Origin of the sequence: Devosia insulae DS-56 (assembly GCF_000970465.2) — a bacterium.
In the GTDB taxonomy this organism is placed as follows: domain Bacteria; phylum Pseudomonadota; class Alphaproteobacteria; order Rhizobiales; family Devosiaceae; genus Devosia_A; species Devosia_A insulae.
The window spans coordinates 18,482-36,646 of record NZ_LAJE02000278.1; the positions used below are offsets into that span (position 1 = coordinate 18,482).

Below are 18,165 nucleotides of genomic sequence, written 5' to 3' on the forward strand. Positions count from 1 at the left end.
AATGGCCAGCATCAAAGTCGACGGTACGCTCGTCGAGGTCCCGGACTACTACACCCTGATGCAGGCTGCGGAAGCGGCCGGCGCGGAAATCCCGCGCTTCTGCTACCACGAGCGCCTGTCGGTCGCCGGCAACTGCCGCATGTGCCTTGTCGAGGTGAAGGGCGGGCCGCCGAAGCCGCAGGCCAGTTGCGCCATGTCGGTGAAGGACCTGCGTCCCGGCCCGAACGGCGAGCCGCCGGAGATGTTCACCAACACCCCGATGGTCAAGAAGGCCCGCGAAGGGGTGATGGAGTTCCTGCTCATCAACCACCCGCTGGATTGCCCGATCTGCGACCAGGGTGGCGAGTGCGACCTGCAGGACCAGGCCATGGCCTATGGCGTGGACAAGAACCGCTTCGCCGAGAACAAGCGCGCCGTCGAGGACAAGTATCTCGGGCCGCTGGTGAAGACTGAGATGAACCGCTGCATTCACTGCACGCGCTGCGTCCGCTTCACCACCGAGGTTGCCGGCATCACCGAGATGGGCCTGCTCGGCCGCGGTGAAGACGCCGAGATCACCTCGTATCTCGAGCAGGCGCTGACCAGCGAGCTGCAGGGCAACGTCATCGACCTCTGCCCGGTGGGCGCGTTGACCTCCAAGCCCTACGCCTTCCATGCGCGTCCGTGGGAACTGGTGAAGACCGAGACCATCGACGTGATGGACGCGGTCGGCTCCAACATCCGCGTCGACAGCCGTGGCCGCGAAGTGATGCGCATCCTGCCGCGCGTCAACGAAGCGATCAACGAAGAGTGGATTTCCGACAAGACCCGCTTCATCTGGGATGGCCTCAAGAGCCAGCGGCTCGATCGCCCCTATGTCCGCTCCGGCGGCAAGCTGAAGCCGGCATCGTGGGATGAGGCATTTGCCGCCATCGCCAAGGCGATCAAGGCTTCGGGCGGCGGCAACAAGGTCGGCGCCATTGCCGGCGACCTGGCAGCCGTCGAGGACATGTATGCGCTCAAGGCGCTGATGACCTCGCTCGGCTCGGGCATGACCGATTGCCGTCCGGCGATGTCGGGGATCGATCCGTCGATGCCGCGCTCGGCCTATATCTTCAACCCGACCATTGCGGGCATCGAAGACGCCGACGCGATCCTGATCATGGGCTCGAACCCGCGCAAGGAAGCCGCGCTGGTCAACGCCCGCATCCGCAAGGCCTGGCGCGCCAAGAACACCCCGATCGCGCTGATCGGCGACAATGCCGACCTCACCTACAAGTACGAGTACCTGGGCAACGGGCTGTCGGCGCTGGCCGACCTCGTGGCCCGCAAGGGCAGCTTTGGCGAAATCCTGTCGAAGGCCGTGCGTCCGCTGATCATCGTGGGCGAGGGCGCCGTGTCGCATGGCGCCGCGCATTCCAAGCAGATTGGCCGTGACGTGCTCGCCATGGCCGCCAAGCTCGCTACCGGCTCGGGCGCCGCCGAAGACTGGAATGGCCTCGCGCTGCTGCACAATGCCGCCGGTCGCGTCGGCGGTCTTGATATCGGCTTCGTGCCGCATGACGGCGGCGTCTGCTCGGCCGATCAGATCGGCCTCGCCGGCAAGGGCGAGCTCGACGTGCTCTTCCTGCTCGGCGCCGATGAGTATGACACCTCGGCGATGGGCAAGGCGTTCGTCGTCTATGTCGGCACGCACGGCGATGCCGGTGCGCACCGCGCCGACGTGATCCTGCCGTCCGCCGCCTACACCGAGAAGTCGGGCACCTACGTCAACACCGAGGGTCGCGTGCAGCTCGCCGAGCGCGCCGTCTTCCCGCCGGGCGAGGCGAAGGAAGACTGGGCGATTTTCCGGGCGCTCAGCGCCGTGCTCGGTCAGCCGCTGCCGTTCAATTCGCTCAGCCAGTTGCGCGCCGCGATCTATGCCGAGTTCCCGCATTTGGCGCGGCTCGACCAGATCGCTCAGGGTTCGCTGGCCGATGTGAAGAAGCTCGCCGGCGCTGCGATCAAGACCAAGTCCGCGACCTTCACCTCGCCGGTCGCCGACTTCTACCTCACCAACCCGATCGCGCGGTCGTCCGCGACGATGGGCGAATGCGCCGCGTTGCAGGCCGGTCTCCGGCAGGCAGCAGAGTAAGGGGCCCAGATGGATTTCGTTGTTTCAGCGCTGGACTACCTGCTCGGTATCCCGATCTTCGGGTGGGGTGACCAGGTCGGCTTCATCTACAAGGGGCTGCTGCTCCTCATCGCGCTGCTGTTGTTCACCGCGTACATCCTGCTCGCCGACCGCAAGATCTGGGCGGCGGTGCAGCAGCGTCGCGGCCCCAACGTGGTCGGCCCGCTCGGGCTGCTGCAGAGCTTTGCGGACTTGCTGAAGTTCGTGCTGAAGGAGCCGGTGATCCCGGCGAGTTCGGACAAGGTGCTGTTCATCCTGGCGCCGCTGGTGACCTCGATCCTGGCGCTGTCGGCCTATGCGGTGATCCCGTTCGATAAGGGTTGGGCGCTCGCCAACATCAATGTCGGCATCCTCTACATTTTCGCCATCTCGTCGCTGGGCGTTTACGGCATCATCATGGGCGGCTGGGCTTCGAACTCGAAGTACGCCTTCCTCGGTGCGCTCCGGTCGGCAGCGCAGATGGTGTCGTATGAAGTCTCGATCGGCCTCGTGATCATCACGGTGCTGCTGGTCGTTGGCTCCTTGAACCTCACCGATATCGTGGTGGCGCAGCAGGCCGGTGGCATCGCGCATATGCTCGGCGTGCCATGGCTCAGCGTCCTGAACTGGTACTGGCTGCCGCTGTTCCCGATGTTCGTGATCTTCTACGTCTCGGCACTGGCAGAAACCAACCGCCCGCCGTTCGATCTGCCGGAAGGTGAGTCTGAACTGGTGGCCGGCTACATGGTCGAATATTCTTCGACCCCGTACCTGCTGTTCATGCTGGGCGAATATATCGCCATCATCCTGATGTGCTGCATGACGACGATCCTGTTCCTCGGGGGCTGGGCGGCGCCGATCGACCTGCCGCCGTTCACCTGGATCCCGGGTGTCGTCTGGTTCGTCCTCAAGCTTTGCCTGGTGTTTTTCATGTTCGCGATGGCCAAGGCGATCGTGCCGCGCTACCGCTATGACCAGCTGATGCGCATCGGCTGGAAGGTCTTCCTGCCGATCTCGCTGCTCATGGTGGTCGTCGTCGCCGCAGTTCTCCAGCTCACCGGCTGGGGCTGGCACGGAGGGTCCGTCTGATGCGTTTCGCCCAGTTCCTCAACGGCCTGCTGTTGCGCGAGTTCGTCGGCGCCTTCTTCCTCGCGATGAAGTACTTCTTCGCGCCCAAGAAGACGGTGAACTACCCGTTCGAGAAGATCCCGTATTCGCCGCGTTTCCGCGGTGAGCATGCGCTGCGCCGCTATCCCAACGGCGAAGAGCGCTGCATCGCCTGTAAGCTGTGCGAAGCGATCTGCCCGGCCCAGGCCATCACCATCGAAGCCGGCCCGCGCCAGAACGACGGCACTCGCCGCACGGTGCGCTACGACATCGACATGGTGAAGTGCATCTATTGCGGTTTCTGCCAGGAAGCTTGCCCGGTCGACGCCATCGTCGAGGGGCCGAACTTCGAGTTCGCGACCGAAACGCGCGAGGAGCTGTATTTCTCGAAAGAGAAGCTGCTCGCCAATGGCGATCGTTGGGAGCGCGAAATCGCGGCCAACCTCGCTGCCGACGCGCCGTACCGGTAAGGGATCGAGATGACGCTGCCGCTGTTCTTCTTTTATGTGTTCTCGGTCATCACCGTCGCTTCGGCGCTGATGGTGATCGCGGCGCGCAATCCCGTGCACTCGGTGCTGTTCCTGATCCTGGCGTTCGTCAATTCGGCCGGCCTGTTCATGTTGGCCGGCGCCGAGTTCCTGGCGCTGATCCTGATCGTCGTCTATGTCGGCGCCGTCGCGGTGCTGTTCCTGTTCGTCACCATGATGCTCGACGTCGATTTCGCCTCGTTGCGCCAGGGCATGCTACAGTATGCGCCGGTGGGCGTGGTGGTCGGCGTAATCCTCTTGCTCGAGCTGCTGCTGGTGGCGGGGAGTATTGTGCTGCCGGTCGATGGCGGCGCCGTCGCCGCGGTGCCGATGGATGCGGCGATCGACAATACCCGGGCGATCGGGCAGCTGCTTTACACGCGCTATGTCTTCCTGTTCCAGGGCGCCGCCGGCGTGCTGCTGGTCGCCATGATCGGCGCGATCGTTCTCACACTCAGGCACAAGTCGAACGTCAAGCGGCAGGATGTGTTCCGCCAGACCGGGCGCAAGCGCTCGGAGGGCACGGAACTGGTCAAGGTCAAATCGGGGCAGGGGCTCTAAATGCTGGCAGCAACAGGCATCGGGCTCGGGCACTACCTGACCGTCGGGGCGATCCTCTTCACGCTGGGCGTGTTCGGGATCTTCCTCAATCGCAAGAACATCATCGTCATCCTGATGTCGGTGGAACTGATCCTGCTCGCGGTGAACATCAACTTCGTGGCGTTCTCGTCGCAGCTGGGCGATCTCGCCGGGCAGGTGTTCGCGCTGTTGATTCTCACGGTTGCCGCCGCCGAAGCGGCGATCGGTCTCGCCATCCTCGTCATCTTCTATCGCAACCGCGGCTCCATCGCCGTGGAAGACGTCAACTCGCTGAAGGGCTGACCGCAAAGTGATCCAGGCCATCGTATTCTTCCCGCTCGTCGGGGCCCTGATCGCAGGTTTGCTGGGCCGCATCATCGGCCACCGCACCAGCGAGTACATCACCACCGGGCTGCTGATCGGCGCGGCGCTGCTGAGCTGGATCGTCTTTGCCCAGTACTGGTTCGCGCCGCCGGCAGCCGAAGGCGCGCACGGCGCCGAGCATGCCGCGACCAAGGTCGAAGTGATGCGCTGGATCGTCTCCGGTGCGCTCGACCTGCGCTGGGTGCTGCGTGTCGATACGCTGACGGCGGTGATGCTGGTGGTGGTGACCACTGTTTCCAGCCTCGTCCACCTCTATTCGATCGGCTACATGGCCGATGATCCGCACCGTTCGCGGTTCTTCGCCTACCTGTCGCTGTTCACCTTCGCCATGCTGATGCTGGTGACCGCCGACAACTTCCTGCAGATGTTCTTCGGCTGGGAAGGCGTGGGGCTCGCGTCCTACCTGCTGATCGGCTTCTGGTACACGCGGCCTTCGGCCAATGCGGCGGCGATGAAGGCGTTCGTCGTCAACCGGGTCGGCGATTTCGGCTTCGCGCTTGGCATCTTCGCCGCCTTCGTGGTGCTCGGCCATCTCGATTTCGATGGCGCGTTCCATGCGGTCGAAGCGAACAAGGATCTGACCTTCCGCTTCCTCAGCTGGGACCTCCACGCCATGACCGTGGTGTGCCTGCTGCTGTTCATGGGCGCCATGGGCAAGTCGGCGCAGTTCCTGCTCCACACCTGGCTGCCGGACGCCATGGAGGGCCCGACCCCGGTGTCGGCGCTGATCCATGCCGCGACCATGGTGACCGCCGGCGTGTTCATGGTGGCCCGTTTCTCGCCGCTGTTCGAAGCCTCCGAGCTCGCCATGACTGTGGTCATGCTGGTCGGTGCGCTGACCGCGTTCTTCGCGGCGACCGTTGGCCTCGTCCAGAACGACATCAAGCGCGTCATCGCCTATTCGACCTGTTCGCAGCTCGGCTACATGTTCGTGGCGCTGGGGGCAGGGGTCTATTCGGTGGGCATCTTCCACCTGTTCACCCACGCCTTCTTCAAGGCGCTGCTATTCCTCGGCGCCGGCTCGGTCATCCATGCGATGCACCATGAGCAGGACATGCGGAACATGGGCGGGCTCCGCCACAAGATCAAATGGACCTACTACCTGATGATCGTCGGCACGCTGGCGCTGACTGGTGTCGGCATCCCGGGTACGTGGTTGGGTTTCGCCGGGTTCTTCTCGAAGGACGGCATCATCGAAGTCGCGTATGCGGCGGGCCAGTCGACCGGTTACATCGCTTTCTGGGCCCTGGTGATCGCAGCAATGTTCACGAGCTTCTACTCGTGGCGCCTGATCCACCTGACCTTCCACGGCAAGCCGCGCGGCCAGCATCATGGCCATGGTGCGCACGCAGCGCATGATGACCACGCGCATGCCGATCATGCCCATGACGATCATGCCCATGACGATCATGCCCATGACGATCACGGGCATCACGGCAGCGCCTACGACAATGCGCACGAGAGCCCTGCCGTCATGATGGTGCCGCTCTTCGTCCTGGCTGCGGGCGCCATTTTGGCAGGCGTGGTGTTCAACGACCTGTTCTTCGGCCATGCCGAGCATATCGAGCACTTCTTCCAGGGCTCGCTGGTCGTCTCCGAAGAGCTGCTCGAGGCAGCACACGGTGTGCCGATCTGGGTGAAGTGGTCGGCGACCATCGCCATGGTGCTCGGCTTTGCCGCGGCGTACCAGATGTACATCCGCGATCCGGCGGCGCCGAAGCGGTTGGCGCATGCCAATCCAGGGCTCTACCTGTTCCTCTTGAACAAGTGGTATTTCGACGAGCTCTATGACCGCATCTTCGTCAAGCCGGCGCTGTGGCTGGGCAACGCCCTGTGGAAGGGCTTTGACGACATGCTGATCGACAAGACCATCACCGAGGGCCTTGGCAACCGCGTCAGGGACATCACTGGCAAGGTGGTGAAGCTGCAGTCGGGCTACCTCTATCACTATGCTTTCGCCATGCTTATCGGTATCGCGGCGCTGCTCACCTGGGCCATCGCCGCCGGGGGACTTCTTGGATGATCTTCAGTGACCACCTTCTGACGTTCATCACTTTCCTGCCGACGGCGGGCGCGCTGCTGTTGCTGCTCGTCGGCGGCCGCGACGAGGCTGCCAACAACCTGGCGCGCTATATCGCGCTCGGCGTGACGTTGCTGACGGCTGCCCTCAGCCTCTGGCTCTGGTACCTGTTCGACCCGTCGAATACCGGCTTTCAGTTCGTCGAGAACTACGCCTGGATCGGCGAGTCGATCGGCTACCGGATGGGCGTCGATGGCATTTCGGTGCTGTTCATCCCGCTGACTGCGGTGCTGATGCCGGCCGTGATCCTCTCGAGCTTCGGTTCGATCACCAAGCGGGTGAAAGAGTACCTGATCGTCTTCCTGGTCCTCGAGACGTTCATGATCGGCGCCTTCGCGACGCTCGATCTGGCGATGTTTTACGTGTTCTTCGAGGGCACGCTGATCCCGATGTTCCTGATCATCGGCATCTGGGGCGGGGCGCGGCGCATCCAGGCGACCTACAAGTTCTTCTTTTACAGCTTCACCGGCACGGTGCTGATGCTGATCGCCATCATGGCGATGTACTGGCAGGCCGGCACGCTCGATATCGTCAAGCTGTTGACCTTCAAGTTCCCGCCCGAGGTGCAGACCTGGCTGTGGATCGGGTTCTTCGCCTCGTTCGCGGTGAAGATGCCGATGTGGCCGTTCCACCGCTGGTTGCCGGAAGCGCACGTCGAGGCGCCGACGGGCGGCTCGGTGATCCTGGCCGCGATCCTGTTGAAGCTTGGCGGTTACGGCTTCATCCGCTTCTCGATCTCGATGTTCCCCGATGCCTCGCACCAGTTCGCGAACTTCGTGTTCGTCCTGTCGATCGCGGCGATCATCATCACCTCGCTCGTCGCGCTGGTGCAGACCGATATCAAGAAGCTGATCGCCTATTCGTCGGTTGCTCATATGGGCTTCGTGACGATGGGGATTTTCACCGGCAACATCTACGGCATCCACGGCGCGATCTTCCAGATGATCTCGCACGGTATCGTCTCAGCCGCGCTCTTCTTCTGCGTCGGCGTGGTCTATGACCGGATGCACACCCGCGAGATCTCCGCCTACGGTGGGCTGGTGACGCCGATGCCGCGCTATGCCGTGGTATTCATGGTGTTCACCATGGCCAATGTCGGCCTGCCGGGCACCTCGGGCTTCGTCGGTGAATTCCTCACCATGCTGGCGGCGTTCCAGGCCAATACCTGGGTGGCGTTCTTCGCGGCGTTCGGCGTGATCCTCTCGGCGGCCTACGCGCTCTGGCTGTATCGCCGGGTGATCTTCGGCGCCTTCACCAAGGAATCGCTGAAGGGCATCCTCGATCTCGACCGGCGCGAAGCCATCGTCCTGGTGCCGCTGGTGCTCCTCACCATTCTTTTCGGCTTCTATCCCGCCCCGATCCTCGATGCGACTGCCGCATCGGTGAACCTCGTCGCGGAAAACTTCGCCAACGCCATCGGTGCCGCGCCCGCTGCGGTCGCTGCGGCGACCGGCCACTAGGAGACGGGCATGCTGTCCGACGTCACGAGCTTCGCTTCGCTCGCCCCCGCCTATCCGGAACTGCTGCTGGCCGTAGGCGCCATCGTGGTGCTGCTGGTCTCGTTGTTCTGGAAGGGCATCAGCTCGACGGCGGTGTCGATCGTCGCCATCGCGCTGCTCCTCGTGGTGCTGGCGGTGCTGCTGCTGCAGCCGGCGACCGGCGTGCTGTTCAACGGCGTGTTCATCGTCGATGGCTTTGCTCGCTATATGAAGGCGCTGGTGCTGGGCGGCGCGGCGGCGACGCTGCTGATCTCGCTGTCGAACGCCAAAGAGCATGGCATCGACAAGTTCGAGTACGCAGTGCTGGTGCTGCTGGCGACGCTGGGCATGATGATCATGGTTTCGGCCAATGATCTGATGAGCCTCTATATCGGCCTCGAGCTGCAGAGCCTGGCGCTTTATGTCGTCGCGGCGATGAAGCGCGAGGACAAGAAGGCCACCGAGGCCGGCATCAAGTATTTCGTGCTCGGCGCGCTGTCGTCCGGCATGCTGCTCTATGGCGCCTCGCTGGTCTACGGCTTCACCGGCACCACGCAGATCGACCAGATCGTCGCGGCCATCACGCTCGACAGCCGTTCGATCGGGCTGATCTTCGGCATGGTGTTCCTGCTCGCCGGCATCGCCTTCAAGATCTCGGCCGTGCCGTTCCACATGTGGACGCCGGACGTCTACGAAGGTGCGCCGACGCCGGTCACCGCGTTCTTCGCGGCGGCCCCGAAGGTTGCGGCGATGGCGCTGTTCATCCGCGTCACCACGGTCAGCTTCGGGCCGATCACCCATGACTGGCAGCAGATCGTCATCTTCCTCTCCATCGCCTCGATGGTGCTCGCCGCGTTCGCCGCGATCGGCCAGAACAACCTCAAGCGCCTCCTGGCCTACTCATCGATCGGCCATGTCGGCTTCGCGCTGGTTGGCCTGTCGGCCGGCACCGAAGTCGGCGTCGAGGGCGTTGCCATTTACATGGCGATCTACATCGCCATGACCGTCGGCATTTTCGCCTGCGTGCTGGCGCTCAGGACCGAGAACGGTCCGGTCGAGACGATTTCCGAACTTGCCGGCCTGGCCCAGAAGCGGCCGTTCGTCGCCGCCATCATCGCCATCCTGATGTTCTCGCTGATCGGGCTGCCGCCGCTGGCTGGGTTCTTCGCCAAATGGCAGGTGTTCCTCGCCGCGGTCGAACAGAACCTGTTCCTCCTCGCGGTGATCGGTGTGCTCGCCTCAGCGGTGAGCGCCTTCTACTACCTGCGCATCGTCAAGGTGATGTATTTCGACGAGCCGGTGGCGAAGTTCGCCGCCGTGCCGGGCGAACTGAGCGTGGTCATGGCCGGCGTCGGCTTCCTGATCGTCACCTATTACGTCACGGTGGGCAGGCCACTGACCGACTTCGCCCATAGCGCGGCCGGAAGCCTGTTCTAGTGGCAGGCTTCTGGCTTGGGTCCAGGGCGGTCACCCGCGGCTACAGGCTGAACGGCTTCGACAGCGTTGGTTCCACCTCAACCGAGGCGGCGAGGGCAGCGCAGGCCGGTGACAGCGGCGATGTCTGGTTCTGCGCCTTGCAGCAGACCGCCGGTCGCGGCCGCCGCGGCCGACCGTGGCAATCGCCAAATGGCAACCTTGCGGCCAGCCTGCTGGTGGTTCCCGATGTCGATCCGGCCATAGCCGCGACACTCGGCTTTGTTGCCGGCGTGTCGCTGAACCAGGCTCTCGCGGGCATCGTGCCGGCCAGCATGCTGAAGACCGGCATTGACGGCGCCGACATGGCGAACGGACGCATCGCGCTCAAGTGGCCCAACGACGTGCTGGCCGACGGCGCCAAGCTCGCGGGCATCCTGCTCGAAGCCCACAAGCGTCCCGATGGCAGCATGGCCATTGTGATCGGCATCGGCGTCAACGTGGTGGAGGCCCCCGATGGCTTGCCATACCCGGCGACTTCGCTGCGCGCCCTCGGGCTCGATACCTCGGCCGAGACCGTATTCGGCGCGCTGTCCGATGCCTGGGTCGATGCCGTGGAGCTCTGGGACCGGGGCAGGGGCGTCACTCAAGTGCTTGAGCTGTGGCGCCGCTCGGCTGCCGGGATCGGCGCTGAAGTCGCGGTGAATCGCGATGGCGACACCGTGCGCGGCATCTTTGAAACAATCGACGAGGGCGGACGACTGATCGTTCGCGCCAATGACAACAGCCGCATTGCCATCACCGCCGGTGATGTGCATTTCGGCACGACCGCAAGCGTTAGGAACTGAGAATGGCAAAGCCGAGACCCGATGAGCTCGTGTTCGTGCCGCTAGGCGGCGTCGGCGAGATCGGCATGAACATGGGCGCCTACGGCTTCGGGCCGGAGCGGGGTCGCAAGTGGATCGTAGTCGATTGCGGCGTCACCTTCGCCGGGCCGCAGGAGCCAGGCGTCGAGCTGATCCTGCCCGATCCGGCGTTCCTCGAGGAGAATGCCGACGACATCCTGGCGCTGATCCTCACCCACAGCCACGAAGACCATTATGGCGCCGTGCTCGACCTGTGGCCGGCCTTCGACCGCCCGGTTTATGCCACCGCCTTCACTGAGGCGATGCTGAGCGCCAAGCGAGAGTCGGAGGGCATCGTCGAGGATATCGAGGTGAAGCCGATGCGGGTGGGCAAGCCCTTCACCGTCGGCCCGTTCACCATCGAGGCGATCAACGTCGCCCACTCGATCCCCGAGAGCTGCGCACTGTTGATCACCACGCCGGTTGGCCGGGTCGTCCATACCGGCGACTGGAAGCTCGATCCGCACCCGGTGGGTGGTCCGCCGACGGACACTGGCCGCTTCGCCCAGATCGGCGAGGACCGCTCGACGCCGATTGCGCTGATCTGCGATTCCACCAACGCCATGAAGGACGGCACCAGCCCGTCGGAAGACGAGGTCGCGTCGACGCTCGAGGCGCTGATTGCCTCGTCGACGCATCGGGTCGCGGTCACCACCTTCGCCTCCAATGTCGGCCGGGTGATCTCGGTCGCCCGCGCCGCCCAGAAGGCGGGCCGCAAGGTGGTGATGTCGGGCAGGGCGCTGCACCGCATCAGCGGTATTGCCCGCGAGCTCGGCATGCTGGAGGGGATCGATCCGTTCCTTGACCAGAACGAATACAAGACGCTGCCGCGCTCCAAGGTGGTGCTGCTCTGTACCGGCAGCCAGGGCGAGGCGCGTGCCGCTATCGCCCGCATCGCTCGCGAGGAGCATCCGGAAATCTCGCTCAATGCCGGCGACCGGGTGATCTTTTCGTCCTGGGCGATCCCGGGTAACGAGCGCGAGGTCATCGACATCCAGAACATGCTGATCGACCGCGGCATCGACGTGATCACCCAGACGCACGGGCTGGTGCACACCACCGGCCATCCGCGCCGCGAGGAGCTAAAGCGGCTCTACGACCTGATCAAGCCGGAAGTGCTGGTGCCGGTGCATGGCGAGGCCGCGCATCTCGAAGCACACGCGCTGCTCGGCCTCCAGCATGGCATCGAGACCGTCGTTCATGCCCGCAACGGCGACATGGTGCGGTTGTTCCCCACGACGACGCAGTTCCCGGGCGAGGTCCGCGTCGGCCAGCTCTATCTCGATGGCAACGTGCTCTGCACGCCTGAGGAGAGCGGCGTGAAGGGCCGCCGCCGGCTCAGCTTCGGCGGCCACATCGTGGTCAGCCTCTGTGTCAACGCCTCGGGCCAGGTGCTGGCTGGCCCGGAAACGGTGATCGAAGGCCTGCCGGATGTCGAGGATGACGATGAGTCGCTGCCCGATATCGTCCGCCGTGCGGTAACAGGGACGCTCAAGTCGATTCCGCCCAAGCGTCGCAATGACCCCGAACTGGTCAATACGGCGTTGCAGCGGGCGGTCCGCAGCGAGGTTTCGTCCTACTGGGGCCGCAAACCCAATGTAACGGTGTTCGTCCACCGAGTCTGAGGCTCGCCATGCAAGTCGGAACCTTCCTCGCGATCTTCTTCGTCACCTGGTGGATTTGCCTGTTCCTGGTGCTGCCGTTCAAGGTGCGCAACCAGGTCGATGCGGGCGAGTGGATCGAGGGGACGGAGCGCGGCGCGCCGGCGGGCATTCTCCGGCTGTGGCCAAAGCTGCTGATCACTACGGTGCTGGCGGCTGTTGTCACGGGGTTGCTGTTGTGGGGGCTGACGGCGCCGTGGCTGCAGGAATACTGGCGCTAAGTAGCCTCCGGTAGCCCGACGGAACTCGGTGTCATTCCCGCGAAAGCGGGAACGTCTGTTTTCTTGCTCGCGGAACCATCGCTAACGGAGTTTCCCGCTTTTGCGGGAATGACCCGGTGGATGGGGCCATCGCTCAGCGCTTTTTCGCCTTCACCTTCGGCAATGCATGCGCATAGGCCATCTCCAGCGCGGCCTTCAGCTCCTCGGCTGACAGCTTTGCCAGGATCGCCGTGGTCCAGCCCTGGCGGCCCCAGCCGTTGTTGATCGGCACGAACGCTTCGGGCGCCAGCATCGCCTTGAACTCCTGCTCGTCGGGGGTGAGCTTCAGGTTGGCGGTGAGCCCGTCGGCGGCGAGGGTGGCGTAGGTGCGGGCGACCTTGAAGGCGCGCCGATCGAAGTGCGGCGCCTCGGTCGTACCGTCGAGCGCCAGTGCAATTGCCCTGAAGTCAGAAGACGTTGTCATCGATTCTTCATCCGCAAATGAAAAAAGCAGGGCCGAGGCCCTGCTTTGTAAAGTTTCTCGACAATACGTTGGTCTTAGGCACACGGTTAGGTGGCTGCCAACGCTCCTCCCTTGACGTTGTCGACGTCCGGCAACTTGCGGTTGCCTGTGTTCTTATGACGCGGGACCCTAACAACTGAATCTGGGGCTGCCAAGCGGATTCTGCATGGCAGCCATCGCATTTTTACATAGTATTCAAGCCATCATTTGGTAGGCGGCTCGGGCTGCGCAAAAGCGCCGCAGAGGCAAGCGTTTGCCTAAGTTTCGCGCGCTTTTGCGGGCTCCACTTTGCCCCGCTTTGCGCTATAGGGATCGCAACTCCGAATCCGGCGCCATCGAGGACCGTACATGCGTTTGAGCCGTTACTTCCTGCCCCTCCTGAAGGAGACGCCGAAAGAGGCCGAGATCGTCTCGCACCAGCTGATGCTGCGCGCCGGCATGATCAAGCAGCAGGCCGCTGGGAGCTACTCCTGGCTGCCGCTCGGCTTCAAGGTGCTGAACAAGATCATCCGCATCATCGAAGAGGAGCAGAACCGCTCCGGCGCGGTGCAGCTGTTGATGCCGACCATCCAGTCGGCCGATCTGTGGAAGGAATCCGGCCGCTACGACGCGTATGGCAAGGAGATGCTGCGCCTCGAAGACCGGCATGAGCGCGAGATGCTGTTCGGGCCGACCAACGAGGAGATGATCACCGACATCTTCCGAACCTACGTGAAGTCCTACAAAGACCTGCCGCTGAACCTCTACCACATCCAGTGGAAGTTCCGGGACGAGGTGCGCCCGCGCTTTGGCACCATGCGCTCGCGCGAGTTCCTGATGAAGGACGCCTACTCGTTCGACCTCGATGAGGCCGGCGCGACGCAGGCCTTCTACCGGATGTTCGTCGCCTATCTCAGAACGTTCCACCGCATGGGCCTGGTCGGCGTGCCGATGCGCGCCGATGCCGGGCCGATCGGCGGCGACCTGAGCTACGAGTTCCACGTGCTGGCCGAGACCGGCGAGAGCGCGGTGTTCCTCGACAAGCGTCTGGTCGACAAGCCGATCCCTGCTATCGACACCGACTTCCGCAGCGACCTGACGTCGATCTTCAAGGATTGGACGTCGCTGTTCGCCGCCACTGATGAAATGACCGATGAGGCGGGCTTCAAGGCCGCGGTCGAGCCCGAGCACCAGCTCGCCGCCCGTGGCATCGAAGTCGGCCACATCTTCTTTTTCGGCACCAAATATTCCAAGCCGATGAAGGCGACCGTCACCAGCCAGGAAGGGCAGGCAGTCGAGGTGCAGATGGGCAGCTATGGCATCGGCCCGACCCGCCTGGTGCCTGCCATCATCGAAGCCTCGCATGACGATGCCGGCATCATCTGGCCGGTCAGCGTCGCGCCGTTCGAGGCCGTGGTGATCAACCTCAAGGTCGGCGATGCGGAGAGCGACCGGGCGTCGGAGCGGCTCTACGACAATCTCACCCGCGAGGGCATCGATGTGCTGCTCGATGATCGCGACCAGGGCGCCGGCGGCAAGTTCGCCGCGGCCGACCTGATTGGCATCCCGTATCAGCTGATCGTCGGGCCGCGCGGTCTCAAGGATGGCGTGGTCGAGATCAAGCACCGCAAGTCGGGCGAGCGCGAGACGCTGTCGATCGAGGAAGCCGTCGGCCGGCTCAAATCGCTGATCGTGCCGCAGCGGCGGGATAGCGTTTGAGCGTTTCCCCGCCCATCGCGGCGAAGGGGCCAGGGCCGTTCTCGCGCTTCGAGTTCGTGGTGGCGGGCCGGTATCTGCGCGCCCGCCGCAAGGAGAAGTTCGCCTCGGTCATCGCGGTCTTGACGCTGTTGGGTGTGGTGCTGGGCGTTGCGACACTGATCGTCGTGATGTCGGTGATGAACGGCTTTCGCACCGAACTGCTCGGCAAGATCCTGGGCCTCAACGGCCATTTCGTGGTGCAGACCACGGCCGATGGTTTTGATGGCTACGACGATGTGGTGACGCGCCTCGAAGGGGTCGAGGGCGTGCGCTACGCCATCCCCTATGTCGAGGGGCAGGCCCTCGCCTCGGGCAATGCCAGCGCCACCGGTGTGGTGGTGCGTGGTATCAGCGAAGCCTCGCTGGCCAAGCTCGAACTGCTCCGCCAGGGCGCCGTGCTGGGCGGCTGGGACCAGTGGGATGGCAGCCTCGGCGTTGCCATCGGCCAGCGGCTGTCGGAGCGGCTGGGCGTGTCGCTGGGCGACCAGATCACCATCATCAATCCCAACGGTACGCCGACGCCGTTCGGCATGACGCCGGCCGAGCTGTCGCTGCCGGTGAACGTCATCTTCAATATCGGCATGCCCGAGTATGACAGCTTCTATGTGTACCTGCCGATGCAGGAGGCACAGGCGTATTTCCGGCTGTTCGAGGATAAGCTGAAGCCTGGGGTGCAGATGCCCGGGGTGATGGCGACCGACGAAGAGATCGATGCCGCCTATGAGCGTGCCTACAAGGTGAGTGGCGTCGAGGTGTTCGTCACCGACCCCGACAATATTGCCGGGATGCGGTCGAAGCTCGAGGCTGCGCTCGACGGTGAGTTCGCCATCACCGACTGGCAGCAGCGCAACGCTACGTTCTTTTCCGCCCTGCAGGTGGAGCGCGTGGTGATGTTCGTCATCCTGTCGCTGATCATCCTCGTTGCCGCCTTCAACATCATCGCCAGCCTCGTGATGCTGGTGAAGGACAAGGGGCCCGACATCGCCGTGCTGCGGACGATGGGCGCGACGCGGGGCTCGATCCTCCGGATCTTCTCGATGACCGGGTTCGCCATCGGATTGTCCGGCACGCTGCTGGGGCTGATCCTCGGAGTGGTGTTCGCGATCAACGTGGAAGCAATCCGCGCCACTGTTTCCAACGTCCTCAATATCTCGATCTTTCCGCCCGAGCTGTTCCTGATGGCAGGGCTGCCGTCGCGGGTGGACCCGGGCGAGGTGACGGTGGTGGTGCTGCTGTCGCTGGGCTTAACTTTCCTCGCGACACTCTATCCGGCCTGGCGCGCGGCGCGGCTCGATTCGATCGAGGGGTTGAACCAATGACCGATCGTGCTCCGGCAGCCGATCCCGGCCCGTTCTCCCGCTTCGAGTTCCTGGTGGCCGGCCGTTACCTGCGGGCCCGCCGCCGCGACCGCTTCGTCTCGGTGATCGCCGCACTGACGCTGACCGGAATTGCACTTGGGGTGGCGGCGCTGATCGTCGTCACTTCGGTGATGAACGGCTTTAATGCCGAGATCGTCAGCAAGCTGCTCGGCCTCAACGGCCACTTCTCGGCCTATCCGATAGAGGCGCGCTTCACCGACTACGAAAAATCGGCATTCCAGATTCAGAGCGTCGATGGGGTGGTCGCCGCGATCCCGTTCGTCGAGGGGCAGGCGCTGGCCTCCGGCGCCAAGGCCGATGCCACCGGCGCCATCATCCGTGGCGTCTCGCTGGACTCTGTCGAAAAGCTCAAGCTGCTGCATGATGGCGCGATCCTCGGTCACTGGGATGGCTGGGACGAGGGCAACGGCATTGCCATCGGCCGGCGGCTGGCCGAAAAACTCAAGGTCAATATCGGCGACACCGTAACCCTCTTGAGCCCGGATGCATCGGGCCTGCAGAGCGGCGCCCGGCCGCGCACCCGGTCGTTCCCGGTGCAGGTGATTTTCGATCTTGGGATGACCGAGTTCGACAGTTTCTACCTCTACATGCCGCTCAAGCCGGCGCAGGATTATCTCGAGATGTTCGACCGGGTGCTGAAGCCCGGTGCGAGCGTGCCGCCGGTCGATGCGGACGAGGCCGACCGCGAGGCGGCCTATGACAGGATCTACCGCGCCACGGCGATTGAGGTGTTCATCGCCGATCCAAACGCCCTCGACGCGACGCGGCTGAAGATCGGCCAAGAGATCGAACGGCCGCTGATCCTCTCGGACTGGCGCCAGCAGCATCAGAACTTCTTCGATGCGCTGCAGACCCAAGGCAGCGTGATGTTCGTGATCCTGTCGATGATCGTCGTCGTCGCGGCGTTCAACATCATCTCGAGCCTCATCATGCTGGTGAAGGACAAGGGCACCGATATCGCGGTGCTGCGCACCATGGGTGCGACGCGCGGCTCGATCATGCGGATCTTCGGCATCGCGGGCGTCGCAATCGGCGTCGGCGGCACGCTGCTCGGCCTGGCGCTCGGGCTGGTGATTGCCGCCAATGCCGAGGCGATCCGGGCGTTCCTCTCGAGTGTGCTCGGCTTCACCATCTTCCCGCCCGAGGTGTTCTTCCTTTCCTCGTTGCCGAGCCGCACCAACCCGTCCGAAGTGATCGCCATCGTTGCCGTGGCGATGGGTCTGTCCTTCCTCGCGACGCTCTATCCTGCCTGGCGCGCCGCCCAATACGATCCTGTCGAGGCCCTTCGCTATGAGTGACGTCCACCTGAAGCTCGCCAAGGTGCACCGCCACTACGGCCAAGGCGAAACGCTGGTGCGGGTGCTGGAGGCGGCAGACCTCGAGGTTAAGGGGGGCGAGCTTGTCGCCATCGTCGCGCCGTCGGGCGCCGGCAAATCGACGCTGCTGCATATTTCGGGGCTGCTGGAGCGACCGCAGGGCGGCGAGGTCGAGATCACCGGCGTGCCGACCAGCAAGCTCAACGAGCGCGGCCGCACGCTGCTGCGCCGCGACACGATCGGCTACGTCTACCAGTTCCATCACCTGTTGCCCGAGTTCTCGGCGCTCGAAAACGTGACCATGCCGCAGCTGATCGCCGGGCGAGACGGTGCGGCGGCGGAGAAGCGGGCCATGCAACTGCTCGATATCCTCGGCATCGCGCCACGGGCTCAGCATCGGCCAGCCGAACTCTCGGGGGGCGAGCAGCAACGCGTCGCCATCGCCCGCGCTGCGGCCAACCATCCGCGCATCATTCTGGCGGACGAACCCACCGGCAACCTCGATCCGGCCACCAGCGACGTGGTGTTCGACGCGCTGGCATCGCTGATCCGGGAAGAAGGCGCCGCGGCGCTGATTGCCACGCACAACCATGAGCTGGCGCGCCGAGCCAACCGCATCGTGGCGCTGCGCGGCGGGCTGATCGAGCCGATCACGCTATAGGCGGGGCCCAAAGGGCCCGCCTCCCTACCGGGTGTCCGGCCGTGCTCGGGACAACGAAGCGATGCCTCCCTCCCCCTTGAGGGG

Annotated in this window: 16 protein-coding genes; 15 read left to right on the forward strand and 1 reads right to left on the reverse strand. The window is 64.1% G+C overall.

What is annotated here, in order from left to right; genetic code table 11:
- Position 1: 1 nt before the first annotated feature.
- The 11 genes from nuoG to VW23_RS19420 are packed head-to-tail and all read left to right on the forward strand — an operon-like array spanning position 2 to position 12,486.
- Positions 2 to 2,113: an NADH-quinone oxidoreductase subunit NuoG gene (nuoG, locus tag VW23_RS19370; protein WP_069911183.1), complete on the forward strand. Its 2,112-nt coding sequence runs from the start codon at positions 2 to 4 to the stop codon at positions 2,111 to 2,113.
- Between the two features lie 9 nt (positions 2,114 to 2,122).
- Positions 2,123 to 3,220 carry an NADH-quinone oxidoreductase subunit NuoH gene (nuoH, locus tag VW23_RS19375; protein WP_084646321.1) on the forward strand — a complete coding sequence of 366 codons (1,098 nt, stop codon included), beginning with the start codon at positions 2,123 to 2,125 and terminating at the stop codon, positions 3,218 to 3,220.
- A complete protein-coding gene (gene nuoI / locus VW23_RS19380) occupies positions 3,220 to 3,708 on the forward strand; it encodes an NADH-quinone oxidoreductase subunit NuoI (RefSeq protein ID WP_055881640.1) in 489 nt (162 codons plus the stop codon). The genes nuoH and nuoI overlap by 1 nt, the downstream gene beginning before the upstream one ends.
- A gap of 9 nt (positions 3,709 to 3,717) precedes the next feature.
- Positions 3,718 to 4,326 (forward strand): NADH-quinone oxidoreductase subunit J, encoded by a 609-nt coding sequence (locus VW23_RS19385; RefSeq protein ID WP_069911184.1) that lies wholly within the window; start codon positions 3,718 to 3,720, stop codon positions 4,324 to 4,326.
- Entirely contained in the window at positions 4,327 to 4,647 is a 321-nt protein-coding gene (gene nuoK / locus VW23_RS19390; RefSeq protein WP_055881636.1) for an NADH-quinone oxidoreductase subunit NuoK, read from the forward strand.
- 7 nt (positions 4,648 to 4,654) lie between these two features.
- Entirely contained in the window at positions 4,655 to 6,751 is a 2,097-nt protein-coding gene (nuoL, locus tag VW23_RS19395) for an NADH-quinone oxidoreductase subunit L (protein ID WP_069911185.1), read from the forward strand.
- Positions 6,748 to 8,268: an NADH-quinone oxidoreductase subunit M gene (locus tag VW23_RS19400; RefSeq protein ID WP_069911186.1), complete on the forward strand. Its 1,521-nt coding sequence runs from the start codon at positions 6,748 to 6,750 to the stop codon at positions 8,266 to 8,268. Before nuoL ends, VW23_RS19400 begins: the two co-directional genes overlap by 4 nt.
- Before the next feature lie 9 nt (positions 8,269 to 8,277).
- On the forward strand, positions 8,278 to 9,723 hold the full coding sequence (gene nuoN / locus VW23_RS19405) for an NADH-quinone oxidoreductase subunit NuoN (RefSeq protein ID WP_069911187.1): 1,446 nt from the start codon (positions 8,278 to 8,280) through the stop codon (positions 9,721 to 9,723).
- Positions 9,723 to 10,547 (forward strand): biotin--[acetyl-CoA-carboxylase] ligase, encoded by an 825-nt coding sequence (locus tag VW23_RS19410; RefSeq protein WP_069911188.1) that lies wholly within the window; start codon positions 9,723 to 9,725, stop codon positions 10,545 to 10,547. Before nuoN ends, VW23_RS19410 begins: the two co-directional genes overlap by 1 nt.
- Before the next feature lie 2 nt (positions 10,548 to 10,549).
- On the forward strand, positions 10,550 to 12,229 hold the full coding sequence (locus tag VW23_RS19415; RefSeq protein WP_069911189.1) for a ribonuclease J: 1,680 nt from the start codon (positions 10,550 to 10,552) through the stop codon (positions 12,227 to 12,229).
- Positions 12,230 to 12,237: 8 nt separating this feature from the next.
- Positions 12,238 to 12,486 (forward strand): DUF1467 family protein, encoded by a 249-nt coding sequence (locus tag VW23_RS19420; RefSeq protein ID WP_055881622.1) that lies wholly within the window; start codon positions 12,238 to 12,240, stop codon positions 12,484 to 12,486.
- A 133-nt stretch (positions 12,487 to 12,619) separates the two neighbouring features.
- Here VW23_RS19420 and VW23_RS19425 read toward each other — a convergent pair whose 3' ends face one another.
- Positions 12,620 to 12,949, reverse strand: a complete 330-nt coding sequence (locus tag VW23_RS19425; RefSeq protein ID WP_069911190.1) for an MmcQ/YjbR family DNA-binding protein — start codon at positions 12,947 to 12,949, stop codon at positions 12,620 to 12,622.
- 387 nt (positions 12,950 to 13,336) lie between these two features.
- Here VW23_RS19425 and proS point away from each other — a divergent pair, with 387 nt between their 5' ends.
- The 4 genes from proS to VW23_RS19445 are packed head-to-tail and all read left to right on the forward strand — an operon-like array spanning position 13,337 to position 18,081.
- Positions 13,337 to 14,686 carry a proline--tRNA ligase gene (proS, locus tag VW23_RS19430; RefSeq protein ID WP_069911191.1) on the forward strand — a complete coding sequence of 450 codons (1,350 nt, stop codon included), beginning with the start codon at positions 13,337 to 13,339 and terminating at the stop codon, positions 14,684 to 14,686.
- Complete coding sequence (locus VW23_RS19435) at positions 14,683 to 16,044, forward strand: FtsX-like permease family protein (protein WP_069911192.1); 1,362 nt, start codon at positions 14,683 to 14,685, stop codon at positions 16,042 to 16,044. Before proS ends, VW23_RS19435 begins: the two co-directional genes overlap by 4 nt.
- On the forward strand, positions 16,041 to 17,402 hold the full coding sequence (locus VW23_RS19440; RefSeq protein WP_069911193.1) for an ABC transporter permease: 1,362 nt from the start codon (positions 16,041 to 16,043) through the stop codon (positions 17,400 to 17,402). Before VW23_RS19435 ends, VW23_RS19440 begins: the two co-directional genes overlap by 4 nt.
- The gene (locus tag VW23_RS19445; protein ID WP_069911194.1) at positions 17,395 to 18,081 is read left to right on the forward strand and encodes an ABC transporter ATP-binding protein; all 687 of its coding nucleotides are present in this window, start codon (positions 17,395 to 17,397) and stop codon (positions 18,079 to 18,081) included. Before VW23_RS19440 ends, VW23_RS19445 begins: the two co-directional genes overlap by 8 nt.
- Positions 18,082 to 18,165: the final 84 nt, after the last annotated feature.

Excerpts from the sequence above, each read along its gene's own strand:
- nuoG (WP_069911183.1), top strand. The coding sequence starts at position 2 with ATGGCCAGCATCAAAGTCGACGGTACGCTCGTCGAGGTCCCGGACTAC.
- nuoH (WP_084646321.1), top strand. The coding sequence starts at position 2,123 with ATGGATTTCGTTGTTTCAGCGCTGGACTACCTGCTCGGTATCCCGATC.
- nuoI (WP_055881640.1), top strand. The coding sequence starts at position 3,220 with ATGCGTTTCGCCCAGTTCCTCAACGGCCTGCTGTTGCGCGAGTTCGTC.
- VW23_RS19385 (WP_069911184.1), top strand. The coding sequence starts at position 3,718 with ATGACGCTGCCGCTGTTCTTCTTTTATGTGTTCTCGGTCATCACCGTC.
- nuoK (WP_055881636.1), top strand. The coding sequence starts at position 4,327 with ATGCTGGCAGCAACAGGCATCGGGCTCGGGCACTACCTGACCGTCGGG.
- VW23_RS19400 (WP_069911186.1), top strand. The coding sequence starts at position 6,748 with ATGATCTTCAGTGACCACCTTCTGACGTTCATCACTTTCCTGCCGACG.
- nuoN (WP_069911187.1), top strand. The coding sequence starts at position 8,278 with ATGCTGTCCGACGTCACGAGCTTCGCTTCGCTCGCCCCCGCCTATCCG.
- VW23_RS19415 (WP_069911189.1), top strand. The coding sequence starts at position 10,550 with ATGGCAAAGCCGAGACCCGATGAGCTCGTGTTCGTGCCGCTAGGCGGC.
- VW23_RS19420 (WP_055881622.1), top strand. The coding sequence starts at position 12,238 with ATGCAAGTCGGAACCTTCCTCGCGATCTTCTTCGTCACCTGGTGGATT.
- VW23_RS19425 (WP_069911190.1), bottom strand. The coding sequence starts at position 12,949 with ATGACAACGTCTTCTGACTTCAGGGCAATTGCACTGGCGCTCGACGGT.
- proS (WP_069911191.1), top strand. The coding sequence starts at position 13,337 with ATGCGTTTGAGCCGTTACTTCCTGCCCCTCCTGAAGGAGACGCCGAAA.
- VW23_RS19440 (WP_069911193.1), top strand. The coding sequence starts at position 16,041 with ATGACCGATCGTGCTCCGGCAGCCGATCCCGGCCCGTTCTCCCGCTTC.
- VW23_RS19445 (WP_069911194.1), top strand. The coding sequence starts at position 17,395 with ATGAGTGACGTCCACCTGAAGCTCGCCAAGGTGCACCGCCACTACGGC.